Here is a 19,840-nt window from a genome sequence, read left to right on the forward strand (position 1 = left end):
GTCAACGAACGGGGATTTTTTTAGGCTTTGACATTCGCCGAAGACACGCGTATACCTAAAGAAAAAAGTTAACGAGGTGGTTAAATGTGTACGCCAAATATTCAGTTAAAGGACCCCAAAATTGCGGACGCCGCAGCGTTATATGCTTTGATTGACCAGGACCGCGACAATCTTTCCCGCTGGTTACCCTGGGCCGCCACAACCACTTCGACAGCGGATGAGCGCATTTTCCTACGCTACTGTCAGGGACGAATCGCCGACAAACAGCTGTGGCTCGCGGTTATCTGGGTCGACCAGCACCCCGCTGGTATGATCGACCTCCACGAATTCAAGGATGACCACGCCGATATCGGCTACTGGCTTGGCCGCGACTTTCGTGGTCAGGGCATCGTTTCGCGCAGCCTCGCCATGGCCGAAAACATTGGCTTCACCCGCCTAAAATGCCACAAACTGGAGCTCCTAGCGGCAACAGACAACCAGCCCAGCCGTCACGTCGCCGAGCGTAACCACTACCACCAAGACGGAATTCTGCGTCAACACATTCCCACCCGTGATGGGTACAGCGATGCAGTTGTTTACTCCAAACTCAAATCTGAATTTCAGCCAAGTTAAAAGACGTTACCTACTCTGTGAATTAGCAGAATGGGTAACGCCTTTCTTGTGGCTTGAAGTTGCTTCGGCCATAATCACGTTAACCGATACTAAACTAAGGGCGTCCCCACTAACCATCGAATGTTAGAAAGGACGCCCGTTTACAGTTTATTTAAGTGAAAATCGCTAAATCGGGTTAAGCCTGTGTCAGCCGAGGAGCTGGTGAAAATGGTCCCCACCATGGCCAGTATCAGTGACCAGAGGCGGATCAAGGTGACCAGCTGTGTCGATGACCTTAGCTGAGGTTTTTCACTCAGCTTAGCTCATGGGACGACCTTTGAGACCGACCTTTGGCTAAAAGTCGAGGTGGAAGCCCGCTCCTCAGGCTGGAACCGGCCCCACAGCAGGGCACCTTGAATCCGCCGTCGGGAACGGCAACTGCCTTAAACCAAATTAAGCGCGTTGACCACCGTCGACGGTGAATTCGGCCCCGTTAGCGAACTTAGATTCGTCGCTACCCAGGTAAACACAAACTTCACCAATGTCTTCGGGCTTACCCATGTGGCCCACAGGAATCCCAGCAATAATTTGTTGCTTAGCAGCTTCTGGGACGATGGCCGTGTCGATCCAGCCAGGGTGAACAGAGTTAACGCGAATGTCGATCTTCCGTTGTGCCAAGTTCAAAGCCGTGGCATGAGTCAACAGGCGTGAGCCACCCTTACTTGCGGAATAGGCTGGGGCAAATGGCAAACCGACCAAGCCGGCAACGGAGGACACGTTAATGATGGACCCCTTGGCATCAGCCGTTTCCTTCATGGCGTTGATGGCAGCCTTTTCACCCAAGAAGTTAGCGGTCAAGTTGACGTCGATCACCTTTTGCCAATCTTCTAAGGATAAGTCTTCGATAGCGCCGTTAACGCCACCGATACCGGCATTGTTGACTAAGATATCCACGCGGCCAAATTTTTCAACCGTGGCATCAATCACCTTTTGCCAGTCGGCTTCTTTAGAAACATCTTGTTGGACAAACAAGCTCACCGCATCACCAAATTTGGCAACGGCCGCATGCCCGCCGTCCACGTTATGGTTGGCAGTCAGGACAACTTTCGCCCCTTCACGAACGTAGCATTCCGCAACGCCCAGGCCGATTCCGGCGACCCCACCAGTGATAATAGCAACTTTTCCTTTTAAACGATCTGACATAAATACGCACCCCTTTTGATTTTTAGTTCTCGTTCATAATATCACATAATGTTGCCCGTAAAAAATAATTCACTCAAATCGTGTGGGGGATCAGCTGACTATCTACAATAAGAGACCGACATCTGCCAATCGCTTAATCAATATAGAAAGAAAAATCAGTTTAATCCGAACTGAACCTTTTCACTTTCTACTACCATATGGACATATCCGGCCATCTAAGCCGTCTTAGCCAATTTCCGGCGTAGTTACCCGTTAGACGGTTTAATATGCGTCACAAGCGGAATATTCACCATTTATATAGCATGCTATTTGAAACAGTAAATCGATAATTAGTTATTCTTACAAACCAGTTGTCGATAACCACCCTTACTGGGTAAAACGGGCGTACGCAAAAAGGCGCGTACCAGCTGGTACGCACCTTAAGCTCACTTAATTTTTAAAATTTGTGTGGCAGAATCAAACCACCAGTTTCATCGTCGTTTGGACGATCACGCTTAACCACTAACTCTTGGTTAATGAAGCTAGAAATCCCGTTTTGACCTAACTCACGACCGAAGCCGGAACCCTTAACCCCACCGAATTCAAGCTCTGGTAAGGAGCTGAAGAAGGTGTTGACGAAGACCATGCCCGTTTCGATACGAGAAGCCAATTTGGCACCGGCCTCTTGGCTCCCAGCAAAGACGATACCGCCTAAACCGTAGTCCGCATCGTTAGCCAAGGCAACGGCTGCGTCGTCATCGGCAACCTTGTAGACCTGGGCAACGGGACCAAACATTTCCTTGCCGTAAGCCGGATTGCTCTTATCGATGTCGGTTAAAATCGTTGGCATGAAGAATTGGCCTTCATCGTCGATAGGTTCGTGCACGTAGTAAGGTGTAGCCCCACCCGCAATGGCTTCTGCCACTTGGGCTTGGAGTTTTTCCTTGGCCTTCTTGGAGTTCATTGGGGCCAGCGTCGTCTCAGGGTCCATGGGATCGCCCATTTTAACGGATGAGAACGCGGCCTTCAAAGATTCCAGAAATTCATCATAGTGGTTCGCCGTCACGATGAACCGCTTGGATGAGGTGCAGACCTGCCCGGCGTTGTATAACCGTGCCCGTGGTGCGATGGCCTTCACGTCAGCCATGTTGGCGTCGTGAGCGACGATAAAGGCATCGACCCCACCTAATTCCATCGTGTTCTTCTTGAGATACTTGCCGGCCACTTCGGCAACGGCAGTGCCGCCCCGTTCGGACCCAGTTAAGGCCACCCCTTGGATTCGCTTGTCCGCAACCACGTCAGAGACTTGGTCGTAGGACAGGAACAGGTTGGTTAAGGCGCCTTCTGGTGCACCAGCGCGGCGAACAGCGTCTTCAAAGGCTAACGCTGAAGCAGGCGTAATCGCCGCGTGCTTGTAAACGATTGGATCACCGGCCGCAAAGTTTGGCGCAAAGATCCGCATCATTTGGTAGTAAGGGAAGTTCCAGGGTTCAACGGCTAATAAGACACCGAGGGGATGGTTTTCCAGTTGGGCTTCACCCGCAATCGACTCGATCTTCCGTGGTGCCAGGAACTCGCCGGCGTGGTCGGCATAGTAATCGGCAATCATAGCACAGAGAATCACTTCACCCTTGGCTTCGGTGTAGAGCTTCCCCATTTCAGTCGTCAAAACTTTGGCAAGACTATCCGTTTCGTCCCGGAAGATTTGGGCCAGCTTGTGCAAAACTGGGGTCCGCGTGAACACGGGGTCATTCCGCCACTCTTTGTACAACTTTTGTGCTTTGGCTAAACTTTCTTCAACATATTCTGGTGTTGCGTTTTCATAAGTTTTAACAACTTCATTGGTATAGGGATTGGTAGTTTGGTAGGCCATTCTAATTTCCTCCTTATGGGGTCATCCTGAATTCACAATGTAACCCCTTACGAGAGTTACTATACCTTTTAAAATAGCGCAATACCAGTGCTTTGTTTGTGACGTTTTAAGCAAATTATTAGTGAAACGGGCAAGCTAAACCGCTTTCAACCGGTTGCATTTTTCGTAATTGGTCTAGTAAGTTTTTATCTATTTTGGCCCGCAACCAATCGTTTGATTTGACAATTAGTCGGTAAATTTTTCGCAAAAAAAGAGTCACTGGCTGACAGTGACCCGCGGTGACGCTTATATAGGCGTTAACTCAACTTCCAACGATCCAAAATCCCGTTGAACAGCCGGTTAGCCGTCGTAATTTGGTCCAAAACCGTTCGCGGACTTGCCGTGAAGTTATCATTGGCCCATTTGTTAATGATGCCTAACGCCCCGGCAGCGATAAATTCCGCTGAAGTGTCAATGACATCTTCTTTTAAGTAACGGTACTCAGGCATTGCGTGGAGCAAAATTGACAGTCGTGACGCCACAAATTCATTCGTGGATTGCCGCCAAACACCATCGTCGTACGGATAAGCGTTCAGGAAAATCTTTGAATGGTCTGCGATCCGTTCCAGTAATTGAATTACTGCTGGTCGCCAGTTCTCTAAGGTCAACGTCATTGGTTGTTCGCGACGTGGCGCTTCCACAATGAAGTGCTCGTAGACAAACGCTAATAACTCGTACTTGTCTGCGAAATAATAGTAAAACGTCTTCCGGTGAACTTCCGCCTCGTCCGCAATTTCACGGACCGTAATCTTATCGAACGTGTTGTGGTTCAACAACGAAGCCAAGGCCTCCGCAATGCGCTCCTTAGTTTCCGATGCAGCCATCGTGATACCTCCAATCATTTACACACCATTTAAGTTTAAGTATTAATCGTCGCTGATTTATCCCCCCGGCAGTCAGCAACTTTAACTAACGTCCTAAGCTGATTAAAATTATACGCGTTCTTCGGTGAGAAGAAACCCCTTTCGCGTAATTTTATCAACCGATTATGTCTATTAATAATCGTACTCTTCAGTATTTGAACACGATTGATTATAGCATAACTAGGGGCCTATTGTGCGATAGATTTGCGCGCAATAGGTAATAATTCCGTAGATTTCGGGAAAAATGGTCAGTTTTCTTCGAAATTCACCTTAATTTCGTTTGATTTTAACGACCCTTCTAGCCGAAGCAAGGTCTGTTTCCGTGGCAAGCCACCAGCGTAACCGGTCAAATCACCATCACCTGCGACGACCCGATGACACGGGACAACCAGACTAATCGGATTGTGCCCCACCGCGCCACCAATCGCTTGGGCGCCAACGAAATGGCCCAACTGTTCGCCCACTTCGGCAGCTAGTTCACCGTACGTGCGTACCTGACCATAGGGAATCCGTTGTAATTGTTGCCAGACGGCTTGACGGAAGGGAGTTCCCTGCGGCCGAACCGGGAAATTAACGGGTGGCTGTTTCCCAGCAAAATAAGCCGTCAGCCACGTCTCAACTTTCGCAAAGATAGGGCGTTCCGCAACTAAAGTCAGTTTAGGTAATGTACTCCCATAATACTTTTGGTCCGTAAACCATAACCCGGTTAAGGACAGGCCATCCGACATCACCGTAACCGGTCCCAAGGGCGTCTCCAAGCGTTTTTGTAGCATTGTCATTCCCCTTTTTGTTTTAATTTTACCATTAAAAAAGCGCGTCGGCTAACTTGCCCACTCGTCTAGGCCAATCTGTTACCAATTTGTCACATTTCTCCGATAGATTGACGTAAATTGTCGCCTGCGGCTGCCAGGAGCTCCGCCTGCTGTGGGGTCGGTTCCAGCCTAAGAAGCGGGCTTCCACCTCGACTTTGAGCCACAAAACCCGCGTCTCAAAGTTCGCCCCGCGCTGTAGGCCGGGAAAGAACCCCGACCAACACCGCCGACACAGCTGGCTCCGTCCTGGCCTCCTCCGGCTAAAATTAGCCGTCCATGCCATCAGAGATTTAGACAAAAGCGCCCTCTGTCCACTTGTATCACTCTTGTGCCTTGCCGGGCGGAACGCGGTGGGCGGCCGTCTGAAGCCAAAGAGCGGTCTTCAGACTTACTTTGAACCGCTAAGACCCGCGTTTCAAAGATACCAATTCCCTAAGTGGCACCCGAACCGTGCCACTTAGGGAATTCCCGCGGCTGACGCCATTGACGTTGCCCTATCGGCTGACATAAGTGCTGGCCGAGACCTTAGCTCTCCGTTCTGGCTAGCCAACTCATATAAACATCCAGCGTAACACAAAAAGTGTAGGTATCATCTGATTGCCAGACAATGCCTACACCTCTGATAAGCTCTTTAATTAGCCCACAAATCGTTACTGATTCTATCCACATCAGCCGTGAGGGCAGTGAGAATAGGCTCAGCCGTGGGAGTTGTCTTAGCGGTTTACCGCTTAGACAACTGGTATCTTTGAGACACACTTTTCGGCTCAAAGTAAGCTGGAAAACCGCTCTATAGCTTCCGGCGTCCGCCCACAGCGTCACGGCCTATTTTCACTGCCCGGTAAGGCGGCAAACAACGACCATGTAACCGTTTAGTGGTAGAGGTCGAACCGGCCCTTGGCTAAGGTGGTACTCAGGTGGGCACTTTCCATCAAGGAACGGTCGGTAATGATCTTCTTCATGGCCGAGGCGATGTAGCCGTGAATCTTCTTGTTGCTGCTGAAGATTTCACCGATACCATCGCGGTCGCTCAATGACGCAACGGTCCCGCTGGACTTGTAAACGAATGGCCGCGTCTCATGGCCCCGCAGCGCCAAGCCAATGTTCTTGGCCGCGTGCGAGCCACAAGCCAAGGCAATTTGGGCCGTCGTTGGGTATGGCCGGTTGCTTTCTGGATCCATGACCGCGGAGACATCCCCAATGATGTAAACTTCGGGATGGCCGTCCAAGGTCAAATCATCCTTTACCACGACCCGGTTCCGCCGTTGGTCAAAGCCAGAGTCGGCAATGACTTGAGAGCCACTGACCCCCACGGTCCAAACAATCGTGTTGGCAGCGACTTCGTGGGGCGTTTCGTCGTCCGTATTTTTATCCTGGTAAACCACTGCTCCCGGCTTGATTTCGGTAATGGCGGCGCCCAGTTTCATTTCAATATTGTGCTTGTCCATGAAGGCCAGCGCGTAGTCGGCCAGGGACTTGTCAAACATTGGCAAGATGCTCTTGCCCATTTCTAGACAGGTCACCTTAAAGGCTGGCGTGTTGTAGCGCGTCTGAAGTTTTGGCAACGACTGGCTCAGTTCACCCAGCAATTCGATCCCGGTAAACCCGGCCCCACAAACGGCAATTGACAAGTCGTTCGGGTCCTGCGTCTCGGCATAATGCTTGGCTTTGGCTTCAATGTGTTGGTAAACGGCTTCGGACGTTTCCAGGTCATCCATAGGTAAGGCATTTTCCGCAGCGCCCTTTAACCCGAACGTTTCGGACTGGAAGCCTAACGCTAAGACCAGGTAATCGTAGGTCAAAGGTTCGTGCTCCGTCAACGTGACCTGCTTCTGGTCGATATCGACGTTGGTGACCGTGTCGCGAATGAATTCGACCCGGCTGCCAATCACATCGTTGATCTCGTAAGTAATCCGGTCAGGCGCAATGGTTCCGGCCGCAACCTCATGTAAATTGGTTTTCTCGGTATGAGTCCCCGTCTTATCCACTAAAACAATCTTGTCTTCACTGGGAACCTCACGTTGTAAGAACTTGATGGCCCGCATACCGGCGTACCCGCCACCTAGAACTAAAATCGTTGCCATAATTAAACGACCCCTTTTCTATTTAAATAAGTTCTCCCTAAGTACAGTCAGTTAACAATGTTCACGTCAACTAAAACGGTTACATTTTAGTTAACACTCACTGCTCCCCCCATTTGGAACCAGCAGGTGACCTAACTCGTCAGGGATATTTGTCTCTATTATACGGCTTATCAGGTGAAAAACCAGCTCGGAACTATCGTAATCTATTTCACAAATCAACCGTGCACAATTGAATCGTTGTGAGACCAGTCTTCACGGGTAATTATCCCGTAAAAATCGTCAAAACATTTGGGTTATTTTTCCCATTTCTGCCAAGGATGTCACCCTTTGCCAACGCGATTCTGAGTCACAATAGCTGAAATTAGCCCCCAAAACCGTTACAGTGGAAGTTAGTAAATTAACCTGCGTATAGGAGGAATTTTCATGACAACCTTAATTATTGGTGCTCACGGCCAGGTCGGCCAGCACATTGTCCAACAGCTCGCTGCAACCGGTGAAACCGTCTATGGGGCCATTCGGAACGCGGAACAGGCTGAAACTATCACCAAACTGGGCGGCCAAGCCCGCATGTTTGACCTGATGGGGACGGCAGATGCCATGGTGCCGGCCATGAACGGGGTCGACACCGTCGTCTTCTCCGCTGGTTCCGGCGGCAGTACCGGGGACGACATGACCCTGAATATTGATTTAGATGGGGCCATCAAGTCGATGATTGCTACGGAAAAGGCCGGCATCAAGCGGTTTATCATCGTTAGTGCCCTGGGTACCGACGACCGTAGCTTCTGGGAAAAGTCTGGGATTCGTCCCTACTACGTGGCTAAATACTACGCTGACCAGTGGCTCCAAAACCGCACCAACCTGGATTACACGATTGTCCGTCCCGGCATTCTAACGAACGACGACTCAACGGGCAAGATTTCCGTGGATCCCGCTAACGCCGATTCTTCTAAGATTACGCGCAGCGACGTGGCGGCAGCCGTTGTGGCCGTCGTTAAGCATCCCCAATCCAAGCAGATTATTGCCATCGTTAACGGTGATGTGGCTGTTGCTGACGCGATTAAGTAAGATTTTTATCCCACCATTAAATTAGATTTTTTCAAAAAGTAGTAGATAACCCTTGGGTACACCAAGGACTATCTACTACTTTTTTGAACGTCACCAATTCACCTAATCAATTGAAATCGTTAATTGTTTGTTTAGCGCAAGTGCCAGTTTATTTAACATTTCGACACTTGTGTTATCTCCTCGCTCAATTCGGGCAATTGTAGATTGTGGAACCGAAGCCTTTTCTGCCGCCCTCGCTGAGTTAGCCCCGCCTTTTCGCGTGCTTGCATCAGGGCAACGGCAACCTCTAGTTTCACACAGCTTTGTTCAAACCCAATCTTGAATTCAGAATCTGCCATTTGTGCCTGCAATAGGTCTTGAAACTTAACGGTTTTCATAGCCGATATCCCCTTCATTCAAGTTTCTAAACAGGAACCACTTCTTGTGTCCGATTCTACCCGTTTTCAACCAAAAAATCAGCAACGGTCCCGCCGCTGCTGATCTTTTTGGCTAACTTTAAGCTGCTGCCGGTATGCTTACTTCAGCTGACTATCCGTGTGTTGTCGGTCCAGATTGAGCGCACTAGCATCCACGGCCGTCTGAACCTGATTTGAAATTTGCTTGGTTGTCGTCGGCTTGTGCAACTTAATTTTAACGACTTGGACTGTCGTATTGGGCCGGGAGTTAAATTGAATCGTCGTCCGTTCAATGCGAGGAGCGGTCGCCGTAGCAGTTGCCGTCGTCGCCGCGGAAGCCCCAGCAGACGTTCCCAACAGCGTTGCCACCGTCATTGCCCCCAACATTACTTTCGTCATCATTGCTTTTACTTTAGTCATTACAACCACTCCTCCATTGATTTTCGTTCGTTATTAAGCATGTATTAGTTATACCATGCGTTTACCCGCTAAATCTTGAAGGCACGCTAAGGTTAATCTGTGAATTTCTTAGGTTCCGGTTATTTTCAATTGGTCATCTATTTAAGCACCAACAGACCTGCTAAAAAAACTAGCAAGTCCGGTTGTTGGTTAAATCCCTGTAAGCCGTGAGGGTGGCGAAAATAGGCTCAGCAGTGGGAATGGACTTACCGATGATTCGTGCCGGTTAGTCCATTGGTATCTTTGAGACTCGCCTTTCGAGGCTCAAAGTAAGGCTGAAGACCGCCTTTTGGCTTCAGCCGTCCGCCCACCGCGTTCCGACCTATTTTTGCCACCCGGTAAGGCGCAGATAAGCACGAGCAATAAATGCGTTTACATGCTACACTAATCGTAACTCACTGCGATAGTAAAGGAGCCCACTACAAATGAAAAATACCATTCTACTCGTTGAAGACGAAGAGGGTCTGGCCAGTTACGTGGCTAAGGAACTCACCTTTGAAGATTTTAACGTCCTGACCGCCGCCGATGGCGAAGCCGCCTGGGAGACCTACCAACAGGAAAAGGATCACTTGTTGCTGGTCCTGTTAGACTGGATGCTACCCAAGATGGACGGCATGGAAGTCCTGCGGCGAATTCGCAAGCACGATGAACTCCCCGTCATTATGATGACCGCCCGCGATTACCTGGGCGACAAGGTCACTGGCCTGGACAACGGGGCCGACGACTACATCACGAAACCCTTTGAAATTGAAGAACTCCTCGCCCGCATCCGGGTCATCCAACGCCGCACGGCCCATCAAAGTGGCCTGGATCAAACCTATACACTGGGCGACCTGACGCTGGTCACCAAGACCCGCCAAGTCGACCGGGCCGGTGAGACCATTCAGCTGACCCAACGCGAATACGATTTACTCCTCTTTCTCCTGCAACATCCCGGCCAAGTCTTCACCCGTGACGAACTGCTCGACAACGTCTGGGGCGTGGACTTTCTCGGCCAACAGAACGTGGTCGACGTGTACATCGGCTACCTTCGAAACAAAATTGACGTCGCCGGTGCCCCCCATTTGTTCCACACGATTCGGGGCGTCGGCTACAGCTTGAAGGAAGATGACGCCGATGAGCACTAAACGCGCCCCACGAACCTACACGGATATCATTCGTCACTCGGTCACCAGCCTGCTGCTGACCATTGGCCTCATTATCGTGCTCACCGTCAGTATCACGCTAACGGTCGACCAACTCTTTCGGGCCCAGGATCAGGCGGAAAAACTCAGCACCAGTCTGCAAACCACACAGGTCAGTAATTTTAAGGACTGGCTCGCGGTCAATCAAGGGAGTGGTTTGAACTCTCACAACACGTTTGTCCTGATTAAACAGTCGGATGGCACGACCACCTCACTCTTGCCACACACCAGTCAGCTTGCTAGTGCCAGCACAGTCTCTGTCCCGTTCACACACTTGGTCTACATTAAAAAAAGCGGGCTGTACTTCTCGGAAACGCTACGAACCGGCACGCGAACTTACTATCTTTATATTGGCATGCACGTCCTGGTTGGAAATTTACACGTTCTGATTGCCGTTCTGATCATCGCCATCGGCCTGAGTCTCCTGATTGGGTTGCTTTACGTCCGGCGACTGGCTAAGAGCCTAAGCGCCCCGACGCTGGCCCTAGCAAATGCGGCCCAACAAGCCGCGGCAAACCCAGAAAATACCCAGGCCGAACTGCCACAACCCGAGGAACCCGTGGAAGTTGCGCAATTAGCGCGCGACTTTAACCAGTTGCTGGCCGCCCAGAACGGCCGCCTGGAACGCGAACGGCAATTTATTTCCGACGCCTCCCATGAATTACGGACCCCCATCGCCACGATTCGCGGCAATCTGAAATTAATCGAACGCCGCGGCGAACAGCATCCCGAGGTCATCCCCGAATCCCTCGGCTTTATCGACCAGGAATCTCTGCGGATGCAACACTTAATTGAAAACTTACTCCACCTGTCCCGTGCCGACCGCGCCGACGTCAGCCTGCAACCGCTAAACTTGCGTGAACTGGCTCAGGCCGTGGTTAACCATTACCAACCGTTGGTCAGTCAGCCCGTGACCTTTGACAGTCCCGACACCTCCGTCATGGCGCTTGCCGATACGGACATGCTGCACCAAATTTTGACGGCACTCCTGGATAACGCGCATAAATATTCACCTGAAGATCAACCCATCAACGTGACCATCGCCCAAACCAAGGACGCCGTCACACTGACCGTGGCCGACCATGGTGCCGGCATTCCAGCGGCGGACCGCGAACACATCTTTGAACGGTTTTACCGCGTCGATGCCTCCCGTTCCACTAAAATTGAAGGGAGCGGCCTCGGCCTGTCCATCGTTTCCCGGCTAGTGCAACTCAACGAGGGCCACATTGCCGTGACGGATAATAACCCCCACGGTGCTCGTTTCACCGTCACCCTTCAGCCAGCACCCCCAAAGAAAAACTAAGAAATTCTCAGACAATCCTTAATCAAACTTGGTGGTTGCCGTAACCTTTGCTTGGTATACTGATTTCAACAAGTGAAAGGAAGCGTTCATATGCTGATTGATGACAACCCGCAAATTAAAACCATTACGCCCGCGCAGATTACGAAGGTGTTCTACCCATTCGTGATTGCTAAAACGGAAGCTGGAAGTTATGTCAACATTAACTTAAGCGACCAGGAGCGTCAGGACCCGCTGTTCTGGGAATCCATTACTAACATCGCCAAGGCCAAGCTTTGGGTGCCAGTTGGCGAGCGGTTCCACCAGCTGCTGTCGTACGACTGGACTTACGCCGCCGAGTAAACAACGGTGGTTTTGCCCCGTGCCTCCAGGCTGGTGAAAATAGACCGGAACGCGGTGGGCGGACGGCTGAGTCTATTTTCACCAACCTTGCGGCTTACACGGTGTTAACCACCGTTGCCAACTCTGTGCCAGTTTAAAACTAAAATGCTAACTCAGCCTCAGTTGCCATTTCGGCAGTTGAGGCTTTTCTGTGTTCCAGAAAATTTCACCCATGCCATTTGGAACACAAAAGACGGCCTCACAGCCGCCTAAAACTTTGATTATTTACTTGTCTACCTAATGACATTCGGCCTCTTTTCGTGTTGAGCAGGGGTAGAAAAAAGATTATACTTTATCTTAAGAAAACCTTAAGGAGAGAATTTCATGAATAAAAAAATATTTTCCATGATGGCAGTCGCGCTACTTTCAGTCGCAGGAGCCTCGGCACTGACTGGAGCTACACCAGCAAACGCCTCTATCGGTCATACTACTCCCGCAAAAATGCGTGGGACTTGGTATAGCTATGATACTTACTCCAAAAAATTCACAAAGATAAAGATCACCAAGCACACTTTCACCTACGCTGGCCAAAAAATCAAAAAATTGGAAGTCCAAAAATTTAAGGTTGGCGGAAAGATGGCTTACAACTTTAAACAGCGTAAAAGCACTTCTGCCTCATCTTTTTACCAGCTGGGAAAAGCAAAGGTTAAAGGGAAGTACAAAAAGTGTCTGGTCGCAGACAGTAGCCGGGACTCAGTCTTTTTCAAAAGTAAAGTAAAGCACTTCTCTTCTCTAAAATACTAAGAATTGACGGTTGAAAGTAAGCATCTAACAGCCGACCGTATCGATATACAAGCTCAAAAAATTAGCTCTGCAAAGCCTCCTGAATTGGCTTTACAGAGCTAATTTTAGTATGTTTACAGTGAATTTACCGCCAATCATAGACGGTCAGTTATTTGGTGCTTACAAAAAGACGGCCTCCCAGCCGCCTTCTAATCAATTCAATTCATTTTTTCTACAATCGGGAAGAGTTCTTCAAAATTTCTGCTTTCTTGCGCAGGTCGCCCCGCGTTTGATCCGCTAAAATCTTGGTTGGCTGAGCTAAATACCCATCGATGATGCCACCGAAACCCGCGAGCCAGAAACTGATGAACCCCCAGATGTTTGCCGACCATTCTTGCTTAAAGGCTAGCGTGAACGCCGCAATAATTGCGAATAATCCTAAATTAATCAACGCCGTCACGCCTTGGCGCCCTAACCGATTAAAGTAAGGATACTGCCACGTTAAGAGCGCATCCACAATCAAGAATCCTAAAATAACGCCTAATGCAATCCGAACGCCGTGGAAGTTATCAACCGCTGTCGTTAAGCTCAGGAACACCATTAGGGTCATCAGAAACCAGAAGGAATGAAATGCATATCGCCAATCAAATTTCATGCCAATCGCCTCACTTTCCGTAGCCAGCTTGGGCTTTATTGGAAGTGAATTGTAGCACCTGGTAGCTTAAATAAACATAACGCCACCTCCCATAGTTAGGAAAGTAGCGCTACCAACGTGAGTCTCTAGCGACCGTTAATTTTTCGTAAAGGCACTAGATTCTATTCTTTTTAAATGCAACCACCATACTGAGAAATGCCCCTGTTCCAGCAATCACCAGAATCAGCAATGCCAGCTGTGATCCGGCAGCCGTTTTAACCGCCGTGCTACCAACGTTCCCAGCCTGACTGGCCGCAATCAAGGCCGAAACAATCGCTGTTCCCATCGCCCCAGCAAATTGTTGCATCGCATTCATTAAGGCGTTGCCGTCTGCCTTCAGTTCAGCCGGCAACTGTTTCAACCCATCCGTCATAATGTTCCCAAAGGCCGATCCGATGCCGACCATGTAGCCCACGTAGAGGCCCAGAATGGCCCAAGCAGATAATCCGCGAGCTGTTCCAGTCATCACCACTAACATGATGACGACTAATCCCAAGCCCAGTAGGATTGGCCGCTTAGCTCCAAACCGGTCCAGAATATTTCCCCCAATTGGCGAAAACGCCGCCCCAATCACGGCCCCTGGCAAGACCACTAACCCAGCCACAAAGGCGGATTGTTGGTCGACCAACTGGAGATAATTTGGCAGGACGAAGGAGAGTCCTAGCGCCGTAATCTGAACCAGGAAAAACGCCAGTAAATGCCAAGCAAACGCCGGATTAGTCACTGCCTGAAGATGGATCAACGGGTGCGCACTGTGGCGCGTCCGTTGGACAAAGTAGACCAATCCTAAAATTCCTAACAGAATGGCACCGCCAACGGACCAGCTCAAGAACGGCTGGTCACTCAGCGAACTAAACCCAAAGATCAATCCGCCAAATGTCACGATAACGCCCAACATACTCAGAAAATCAAAGCCTTCCGACTGCGTGGTGGACACTTGCTTGATAGTCTTGATTCCCACGAAGAATGAGACAATCAGGAACGGCAAAAGAATCCAGAAAATATACCGCCAGTTTAGACTAGTGACAAGGATACCGCCATACGTGGGGCCAATCGCTGGTCCGATTGCTGTGACCAGTGTTCCCACCCCGGTCATCATGCCGATACGACTGAGTGGTACCTGTTCCAAGATGATGTTAAACATCAACGGTAAGGCAATACCCGTTCCAAAGCCTTGAATGGCCCGGCCCAGCAACAACCAGGTAAAACTACCCGCACAGGCATCGATGACGAGCCCCGTAATAAAGAGCAGGTTGGCCACAATAAATAACTGTTTCAACTTGAAGCGGCGTTTCAAATACGATGAAATTGGTACGATGCAGGCCACGATTAAGAGGTACAGGGTGGTCATCCACTGCACCGTTCCAGTGGTCACGTTAAACTGTTTCATCAACGTGGGGAACGTAATGTTCATCGCTGTTTCAACGATAACCCCACTCAAAGACATCAGGCCGGTCGCCAGGACCGCACCAACGACCCGTGGGTCAATTTTTTCTTTACTCATAATCTACTCCTTCGTTGTTTGCCAGTGACTCACATTCGCTAATGCGCGCCGGAACGCAGCCGCTTCGGTGGGCGTCAAATCAGCCACCATCTTGGCATCTTGTTGTTCCAAGTGTTCATGGACAATCGGCACCAGGCGCTGGCCCTTCGCGGTCAATTGTAGTTGCCGCTTGCGACTGTCACTGGCCGCCACGACGCGCGTCACCAAATCCCGTTCCACCATGCGTTTCACTAATAAGGACGCCGTGGAACGTTGCACATGAAATTCACGTTCCAGATCAACTTGGAACACATCGGATGTCTGTTCCCGGCTTAAGAAATCAATCACAGATAGTTGCATCCCCGTTACGCCATAGGACCGCGCAAAGTCGTTCATTTCTAGGTTCATTTGGTGCTCAGCATCACGCAACCAAGCCCCTAATCGTCGTTCAGTCACAGTTAATCGCTCCTTTTTGTTAGTCAGCTAACAATTTTAACGTGTTATTTCCAAAACTGCAAGGGTAAATTTGGCTGGAACACGATTTTCTTCAGTAAGTAACTCCACATAAAAAGGCTCGGAACAGACTCCCAAGCCTCAGTTACTGTATATTTATACGATAATGTCAGCCACTCAACTGACAATCGACTAACTAATATCAAGTTTCCGCTCACAAATAAGGTAAACCTGCGTCAACCGTAGGACTGGAGAAAATAAACCGATTGTGTTAGTGACCAGAGGCGAGCCAAGGTGACCAGCTGTGTCGGTGGCCTTGGCTGAGGTTCTTTCTCAGCCTAGCCCACGGGGCAACCTTTGAGACCGCTCCTCAGGCTCAAAGTTGAGGTGGAAGCCCGCCCTACAGGCTGGAACCGACCCCACAGCAGGGCACCTTGAGCTCGCCGCCGGGAACGGAAGGACCGGGCACTTTTCACCAGTCCACGCATCGACCAATTTTACCAGAAATGCCGGTGGCGGAGCATGAGCGCCACCACGCCCATGATGCCGACCATCATCAGCACCGTAAAGATCCAAGAAATGGCGTCGTTAGCGAATGGCAATTTCACATTCATCCCATAAAATCCGGTGATGATTGTCGGAATGGTCAAGACCAACGACCAAATCGTTAAGAATTTCATCGTGTCGTTCAGGTTATTGTTCAGCACATTGTTAAATGTATTCGAGATCCGATCGACAACGTCCGCCTCAATCGCGGTCATTTCAGACGTTTGTCGGGCTTCAATAACGGCATCCATCAGATGTTCGTTGTTCTTGTCCGACAACTGTTTGCCAAACGGGGTGCTATTCAGGTTGACCACCATCATGGCATTGTTGCGGGTGGCACTGACGAAATAGGCCAGACTCTGTTGCAGGTTGGACAGCGCGATTAAATCTTTGTTGTCCGGCGCCTGATTCAGCTGCTTGTCCAGTCGGTTTTGTTCCGCGTTAATTTTACGAATGGGTGGAATGAATTGGTCGAACAAAATGAACAGGCCAATTAACATGAACTCATTGGTATCTGAAATTTGGTCCAACTTCATTCGCTCACTCAGGGTCTGATTTACCCATTGCGTGCGCTTCGTTGTGATGGAAAAAACTTGATTACCCTTCAATAAAAAAGTCACGGGCCGGGTGATATAGCGTTGGGAAACTTGGTCGACCACCACCGGCACGTGCAGGACAAATAATTGCGTATTCAAGTATTCGTCACGGTCATAGTGAGAGCGTTCGTTCACGTCGGTCACGTAGGTTAAAATTTCATCGGTCAGACCATACGTTACCTGCAACGAATCCTTGTCAGAATCGTCTTCGATCATGGCCATCACCCAGACGAGGTTCTGCTCCCCCGTCCCAATCTTTCGCTCAACAATCATGGGAATTCCTCTTCTCTGCCGTCGTTAACTTAAGTGTACCACGTCCCCTAACAAATTTTGTTAAAAATTGGCGAGACCGAAATATCCAAATGTTGTGAACGTTTTGGTTATCCGACTTTATTCGCACACATTTGGCCGAGTGGATAAGAAAAGGGATTAGTCGCGTTCGACTAATCCCTTCTATTAACATATTTTGGGGTTATTTTTCTGATTCTTCGACGTCTTCCTTGGCGGTCAGCGCACCCAACATCTTGGTCAATTGGCCCACAGTAAATTGGCTGCCACTGTCATCCAAATCGACTTGACTCATGGTATCGGCTGCCACCTTAAGTGCTTCGTGACAAGTAATTTCTAATTGCTCCCCACTAGCAGTTAAAGAAAGTGGCCGTACCCGGCGGTCTGAACTTTGATAACTTTGCACGACATAGCCGCGCCGAATCAATTGCGAAATTCCGCGAGAAACAGCGGCCCGAGAAATGCCGCGACTATCGGCAACCGTTGCCGACGTTAGCTTCCCTGGATTCTCTAAAATATGGTGCAGAATCGCATATTGATCCACTGAAATCCCCATGGTTCGTTGGAATCGGGTTGCTGCTTTCTCTAGTTCTCGCTTCAGCTCCATGAAAGATTCAAAGAAACTCTCCGCATGAACGACCTTACTCTTCATAGTATTATCATATCCTTATCTTCACTTTGCTAACCCGTGATATAGTTAACACGACTAGCAATACGCAAAATGGTTGACCCCATAGAAATATCTATATATTTAATAATAAAGAACAAGCTACCGAATTGCAAGCATTCGACCACAATTTATTAAAAAAGTTTACGGTATAAAAAAGGAACCGAAGATTCGTTTTTCGGCTCCCGCCATTTCATTCTAGTTTCCGTAAATGATACAGTCGGGCTTCCCACGGTTGAATCTGTGGGTCGTCGGAGTCTGCATCGACTTCCGTGTTGGTAAAAATTAACTCACTTGTATTTAAATCAAATTCTTGCGTGGTCGCAACCTGATTGCTCATGTTCACCACGACCAGCCAGTTGTCCCCGTTTAGCGTCCGGCGATAAACAAACAGTTGGTCATCCCGCGTATCAATCAACTCATACCGCCCACGTTCCAAGGCTGGAACGGATTTTTTCAGACGAATGAGTTGCTGGTAAAACGTTAAAACGGAGTGCGGATCGTGACTTTCCCGTTCCACATTGATCTGCTCTGTTCCAGGTGTCATGTTGATCCAGGGCTGCTGGTCTGAGAAACCGCCAAACTGCTGATGGGTCCACGGCATCGGTGTCCGGGCATTGTCGCGACTCTTCATGGCTAATTGGCCAAGAACCTGCGACTCCGGCACACCGGCTGCCCGCTGTTGTTGGTAATACAGGCGGCTATCTAGGTCGCGGTACTCGCTGATCTGAGTAAAATTGGCGTTTGGTAACCCCAATTCCTGCCCTTGATAGACAAACGGCGTCCCCTTCATCAACAGGTACCACAGCCCCAAGGCCTTCGCGGAACGTCGGCGATAATCGCTAGCGTTCCCGTAATACGAAACGGCACGAGGCAAATCATGATTTTCAATGAACAAGGCGTTCCAACCGACCTTTTCCAAGCCCAGTTGCCATTTCGAAAGCGTGGCCCGCAACGCGGCAACCGGGAGTTTAGGTTCGGCTCTTTCCCAAAAATGTACGTGGTCAAATTCCAAAAGGAGGTTAAAGAATCCCCGTTCCGGGTCCAACCAACGCTGAGCGGTCTGTTGGTCAATGGTCCCCGCTTCGCCAATCACAAAGAGCTGATTGCGTTGCAGCACGGGCTTCAAATCAGCCAGAAACGCATCCGTTCCAGTCACGTCCTGGTAGTAATCCGTCCGCGGATGGGCAACGTTCGCAAAGTCCTGACGCTTCTTGAGGTGGGTCACGCCATCGAGGCGGAAGCCATCCACCCCACGGTCAGCCCACCACTGAATCGTCTCGGCCATCGCCTGACGAACGGCTGGGTTTTCCCAGTTCAGATCCGGTTGGGCTTCCGCAAAGGTGTGTAGGTAGGCTGAATCCAGCTCTGGCACATAGGTCCACGCCGACCCGCCAAAGATGGATTCCCAATTATTGGGCACTTGATCCGCTGTGGCTGACCGCCAAACATAGTAATCGTGGTAGGGACTGGTGGCATCAGCCAGTGCCGCTTGGAACCACGGATGTTGGTCGGACGTATGGTTCAACGCCAAGTCGATAACAACTTTAATATCGGCTGCGTGGAACGCCGCAACCAACTGCATAAAGTCGTCAAGGGTCCCATATTGCGGGTCCACGTTGCGGTAATCGATCACGTCATACCCACTGTCCACTTGACTGGAGGGGTAAAAGGCCGACAACCAAACGAAGTCGATGCCGAGGGATTGTAAGTAAGAGATTTTCGCTTGGATGCCGGGCAAGTCGCCCACACCGTCATGGTTCGTATCAAAGAAACTCTTCGGGTAAATCTCATACCCGACCGCGTGTTGCCACCACTGTGCGTCAGCCATTGCTGTCTTCCTTTCGTTGCTAAACTGCAACCGGTTGTAATTGTTGTATTCCGGGGATTGTATTCGCCTCCAATTGTAACAATAATTATCTAATTTGTCGGCTGATTTAGCAAACTTTATGCTCAGTCGTTAATTTTTGCGGGTTGAACGAGTGTCCGGGCCTCCGGGCGGGTGAAAATGAGCCGGGTCGCTGTGGGCGAACGCCCGGAGCCAAAAAGCGGTCTCCGCGCTTACTTTGAGCCGCTAAGGTACGCGTCTCAAAGATATCAGTTCCCTAAGTGGCTTCGCCACCAAGGGAACTCCCACGGCTGAGCTCATTTTCACCCACCCTGCG

The 19,840-nt window shown here is 49.9% G+C and carries 18 protein-coding genes and 1 pseudogene; 6 read left to right on the forward strand and 13 right to left on the reverse strand.

Annotated features, from left to right (window positions below; all coding sequences use genetic code 11):
* The first annotated feature begins 84 nt into the window (after positions 1 to 84).
* Positions 85 to 612 carry a GNAT family N-acetyltransferase gene (locus JUF22_RS00485; RefSeq protein ID WP_203642351.1) on the forward strand — a complete coding sequence of 176 codons (528 nt, stop codon included), beginning with the start codon at positions 85 to 87 and terminating at the stop codon, positions 610 to 612.
* 432 nt (positions 613 to 1,044) lie between these two features.
* On the opposite strand, the gene JUF22_RS00490 is transcribed toward JUF22_RS00485, so the two are convergent.
* The 5 genes from JUF22_RS00490 to JUF22_RS00510 all read right to left on the reverse strand — a co-directional run bounded on the left by JUF22_RS00490 (position 1,045) and on the right by JUF22_RS00510 (position 7,441).
* Positions 1,045 to 1,794, reverse strand: coding sequence for a glucose 1-dehydrogenase (locus JUF22_RS00490; RefSeq protein ID WP_203642353.1), 750 nt, complete (start codon positions 1,792 to 1,794; stop codon positions 1,045 to 1,047).
* Positions 1,795 to 2,230: 436 nt separating this feature from the next.
* On the reverse strand, positions 2,231 to 3,646 hold the full coding sequence (locus tag JUF22_RS00495; protein ID WP_203642355.1) for an NAD-dependent succinate-semialdehyde dehydrogenase: 1,416 nt from the start codon (positions 3,644 to 3,646) through the stop codon (positions 2,231 to 2,233).
* A gap of 296 nt (positions 3,647 to 3,942) precedes the next feature.
* Positions 3,943 to 4,509: a TetR/AcrR family transcriptional regulator gene (locus tag JUF22_RS00500; RefSeq protein WP_125764532.1), complete on the reverse strand. Its 567-nt coding sequence runs from the start codon at positions 4,507 to 4,509 to the stop codon at positions 3,943 to 3,945.
* Positions 4,510 to 4,796: 287 nt separating this feature from the next.
* Entirely contained in the window at positions 4,797 to 5,327 is a 531-nt protein-coding gene (locus JUF22_RS00505; RefSeq protein ID WP_236000671.1) for a methylated-DNA--[protein]-cysteine S-methyltransferase, read from the reverse strand.
* Positions 5,328 to 6,229: 902 nt separating this feature from the next.
* Entirely contained in the window at positions 6,230 to 7,441 is a 1,212-nt protein-coding gene (locus JUF22_RS00510; RefSeq protein ID WP_203642357.1) for an NAD(P)/FAD-dependent oxidoreductase, read from the reverse strand.
* 423 nt (positions 7,442 to 7,864) lie between these two features.
* Between JUF22_RS00510 and JUF22_RS00515 the strand changes: the two genes are divergently transcribed.
* Complete coding sequence (locus JUF22_RS00515; RefSeq protein ID WP_203642359.1) at positions 7,865 to 8,506, forward strand: SDR family oxidoreductase; 642 nt, start codon at positions 7,865 to 7,867, stop codon at positions 8,504 to 8,506.
* A gap of 102 nt (positions 8,507 to 8,608) precedes the next feature.
* Here JUF22_RS00515 and JUF22_RS00520 read toward each other — a convergent pair.
* Positions 8,609 to 8,883: pseudogene (locus tag JUF22_RS00520) on the reverse strand (helix-turn-helix domain-containing protein).
* A gap of 138 nt (positions 8,884 to 9,021) precedes the next feature.
* Positions 9,022 to 9,321, reverse strand: coding sequence for a hypothetical protein (locus JUF22_RS00525; protein ID WP_203642361.1), 300 nt, complete (start codon positions 9,319 to 9,321; stop codon positions 9,022 to 9,024).
* Between the two features lie 464 nt (positions 9,322 to 9,785).
* Here JUF22_RS00525 and JUF22_RS00530 point away from each other — a divergent pair, with 464 nt between their 5' ends.
* The 4 genes from JUF22_RS00530 (at position 9,786) to JUF22_RS00545 (ending at position 12,969) form a co-directional block, all read left to right on the forward strand.
* Positions 9,786 to 10,487: a response regulator transcription factor gene (locus JUF22_RS00530; protein WP_203642363.1), complete on the forward strand. Its 702-nt coding sequence runs from the start codon at positions 9,786 to 9,788 to the stop codon at positions 10,485 to 10,487.
* Positions 10,477 to 11,847: a sensor histidine kinase gene (locus JUF22_RS00535; RefSeq protein ID WP_203642365.1), complete on the forward strand. Its 1,371-nt coding sequence runs from the start codon at positions 10,477 to 10,479 to the stop codon at positions 11,845 to 11,847. The genes JUF22_RS00530 and JUF22_RS00535 overlap by 11 nt, the downstream gene beginning before the upstream one ends.
* A gap of 90 nt (positions 11,848 to 11,937) precedes the next feature.
* Positions 11,938 to 12,186 (forward strand): hypothetical protein, encoded by a 249-nt coding sequence (locus tag JUF22_RS00540; protein ID WP_125764518.1) that lies wholly within the window; start codon positions 11,938 to 11,940, stop codon positions 12,184 to 12,186.
* Positions 12,187 to 12,549: 363 nt separating this feature from the next.
* Positions 12,550 to 12,969, forward strand: a complete 420-nt coding sequence (locus JUF22_RS00545) for a hypothetical protein (RefSeq protein WP_203642367.1) — start codon at positions 12,550 to 12,552, stop codon at positions 12,967 to 12,969.
* Between the two features lie 211 nt (positions 12,970 to 13,180).
* Here JUF22_RS00545 and JUF22_RS00550 read toward each other — a convergent pair whose 3' ends face one another.
* From JUF22_RS00550 to JUF22_RS00575, 6 genes are all read right to left on the reverse strand, one after another.
* Positions 13,181 to 13,603 (reverse strand): hypothetical protein, encoded by a 423-nt coding sequence (locus tag JUF22_RS00550; RefSeq protein WP_125764516.1) that lies wholly within the window; start codon positions 13,601 to 13,603, stop codon positions 13,181 to 13,183.
* Positions 13,604 to 13,757: 154 nt separating this feature from the next.
* Positions 13,758 to 15,146, reverse strand: coding sequence for an MFS transporter (locus JUF22_RS00555; protein ID WP_203642369.1), 1,389 nt, complete (start codon positions 15,144 to 15,146; stop codon positions 13,758 to 13,760).
* Between the two features lie 3 nt (positions 15,147 to 15,149).
* Positions 15,150 to 15,581, reverse strand: coding sequence for a MarR family winged helix-turn-helix transcriptional regulator (locus JUF22_RS00560; RefSeq protein ID WP_203642371.1), 432 nt, complete (start codon positions 15,579 to 15,581; stop codon positions 15,150 to 15,152).
* A gap of 494 nt (positions 15,582 to 16,075) precedes the next feature.
* On the reverse strand, positions 16,076 to 16,993 hold the full coding sequence (locus JUF22_RS00565; protein ID WP_125764510.1) for a magnesium transporter CorA family protein: 918 nt from the start codon (positions 16,991 to 16,993) through the stop codon (positions 16,076 to 16,078).
* Between the two features lie 199 nt (positions 16,994 to 17,192).
* Entirely contained in the window at positions 17,193 to 17,660 is a 468-nt protein-coding gene (locus JUF22_RS00570; RefSeq protein WP_236000672.1) for a MarR family winged helix-turn-helix transcriptional regulator, read from the reverse strand.
* 208 nt (positions 17,661 to 17,868) lie between these two features.
* Complete coding sequence (locus tag JUF22_RS00575) at positions 17,869 to 19,506, reverse strand: alpha-glucosidase (RefSeq protein ID WP_203642372.1); 1,638 nt, start codon at positions 19,504 to 19,506, stop codon at positions 17,869 to 17,871.
* Between the last annotated feature and the right edge of the window lie 334 nt (positions 19,507 to 19,840).

The organism is Levilactobacillus lanxiensis (genome assembly GCF_016861655.1).
Lineage (GTDB): Bacteria > Bacillota > Bacilli > Lactobacillales > Lactobacillaceae > Levilactobacillus > Levilactobacillus lanxiensis.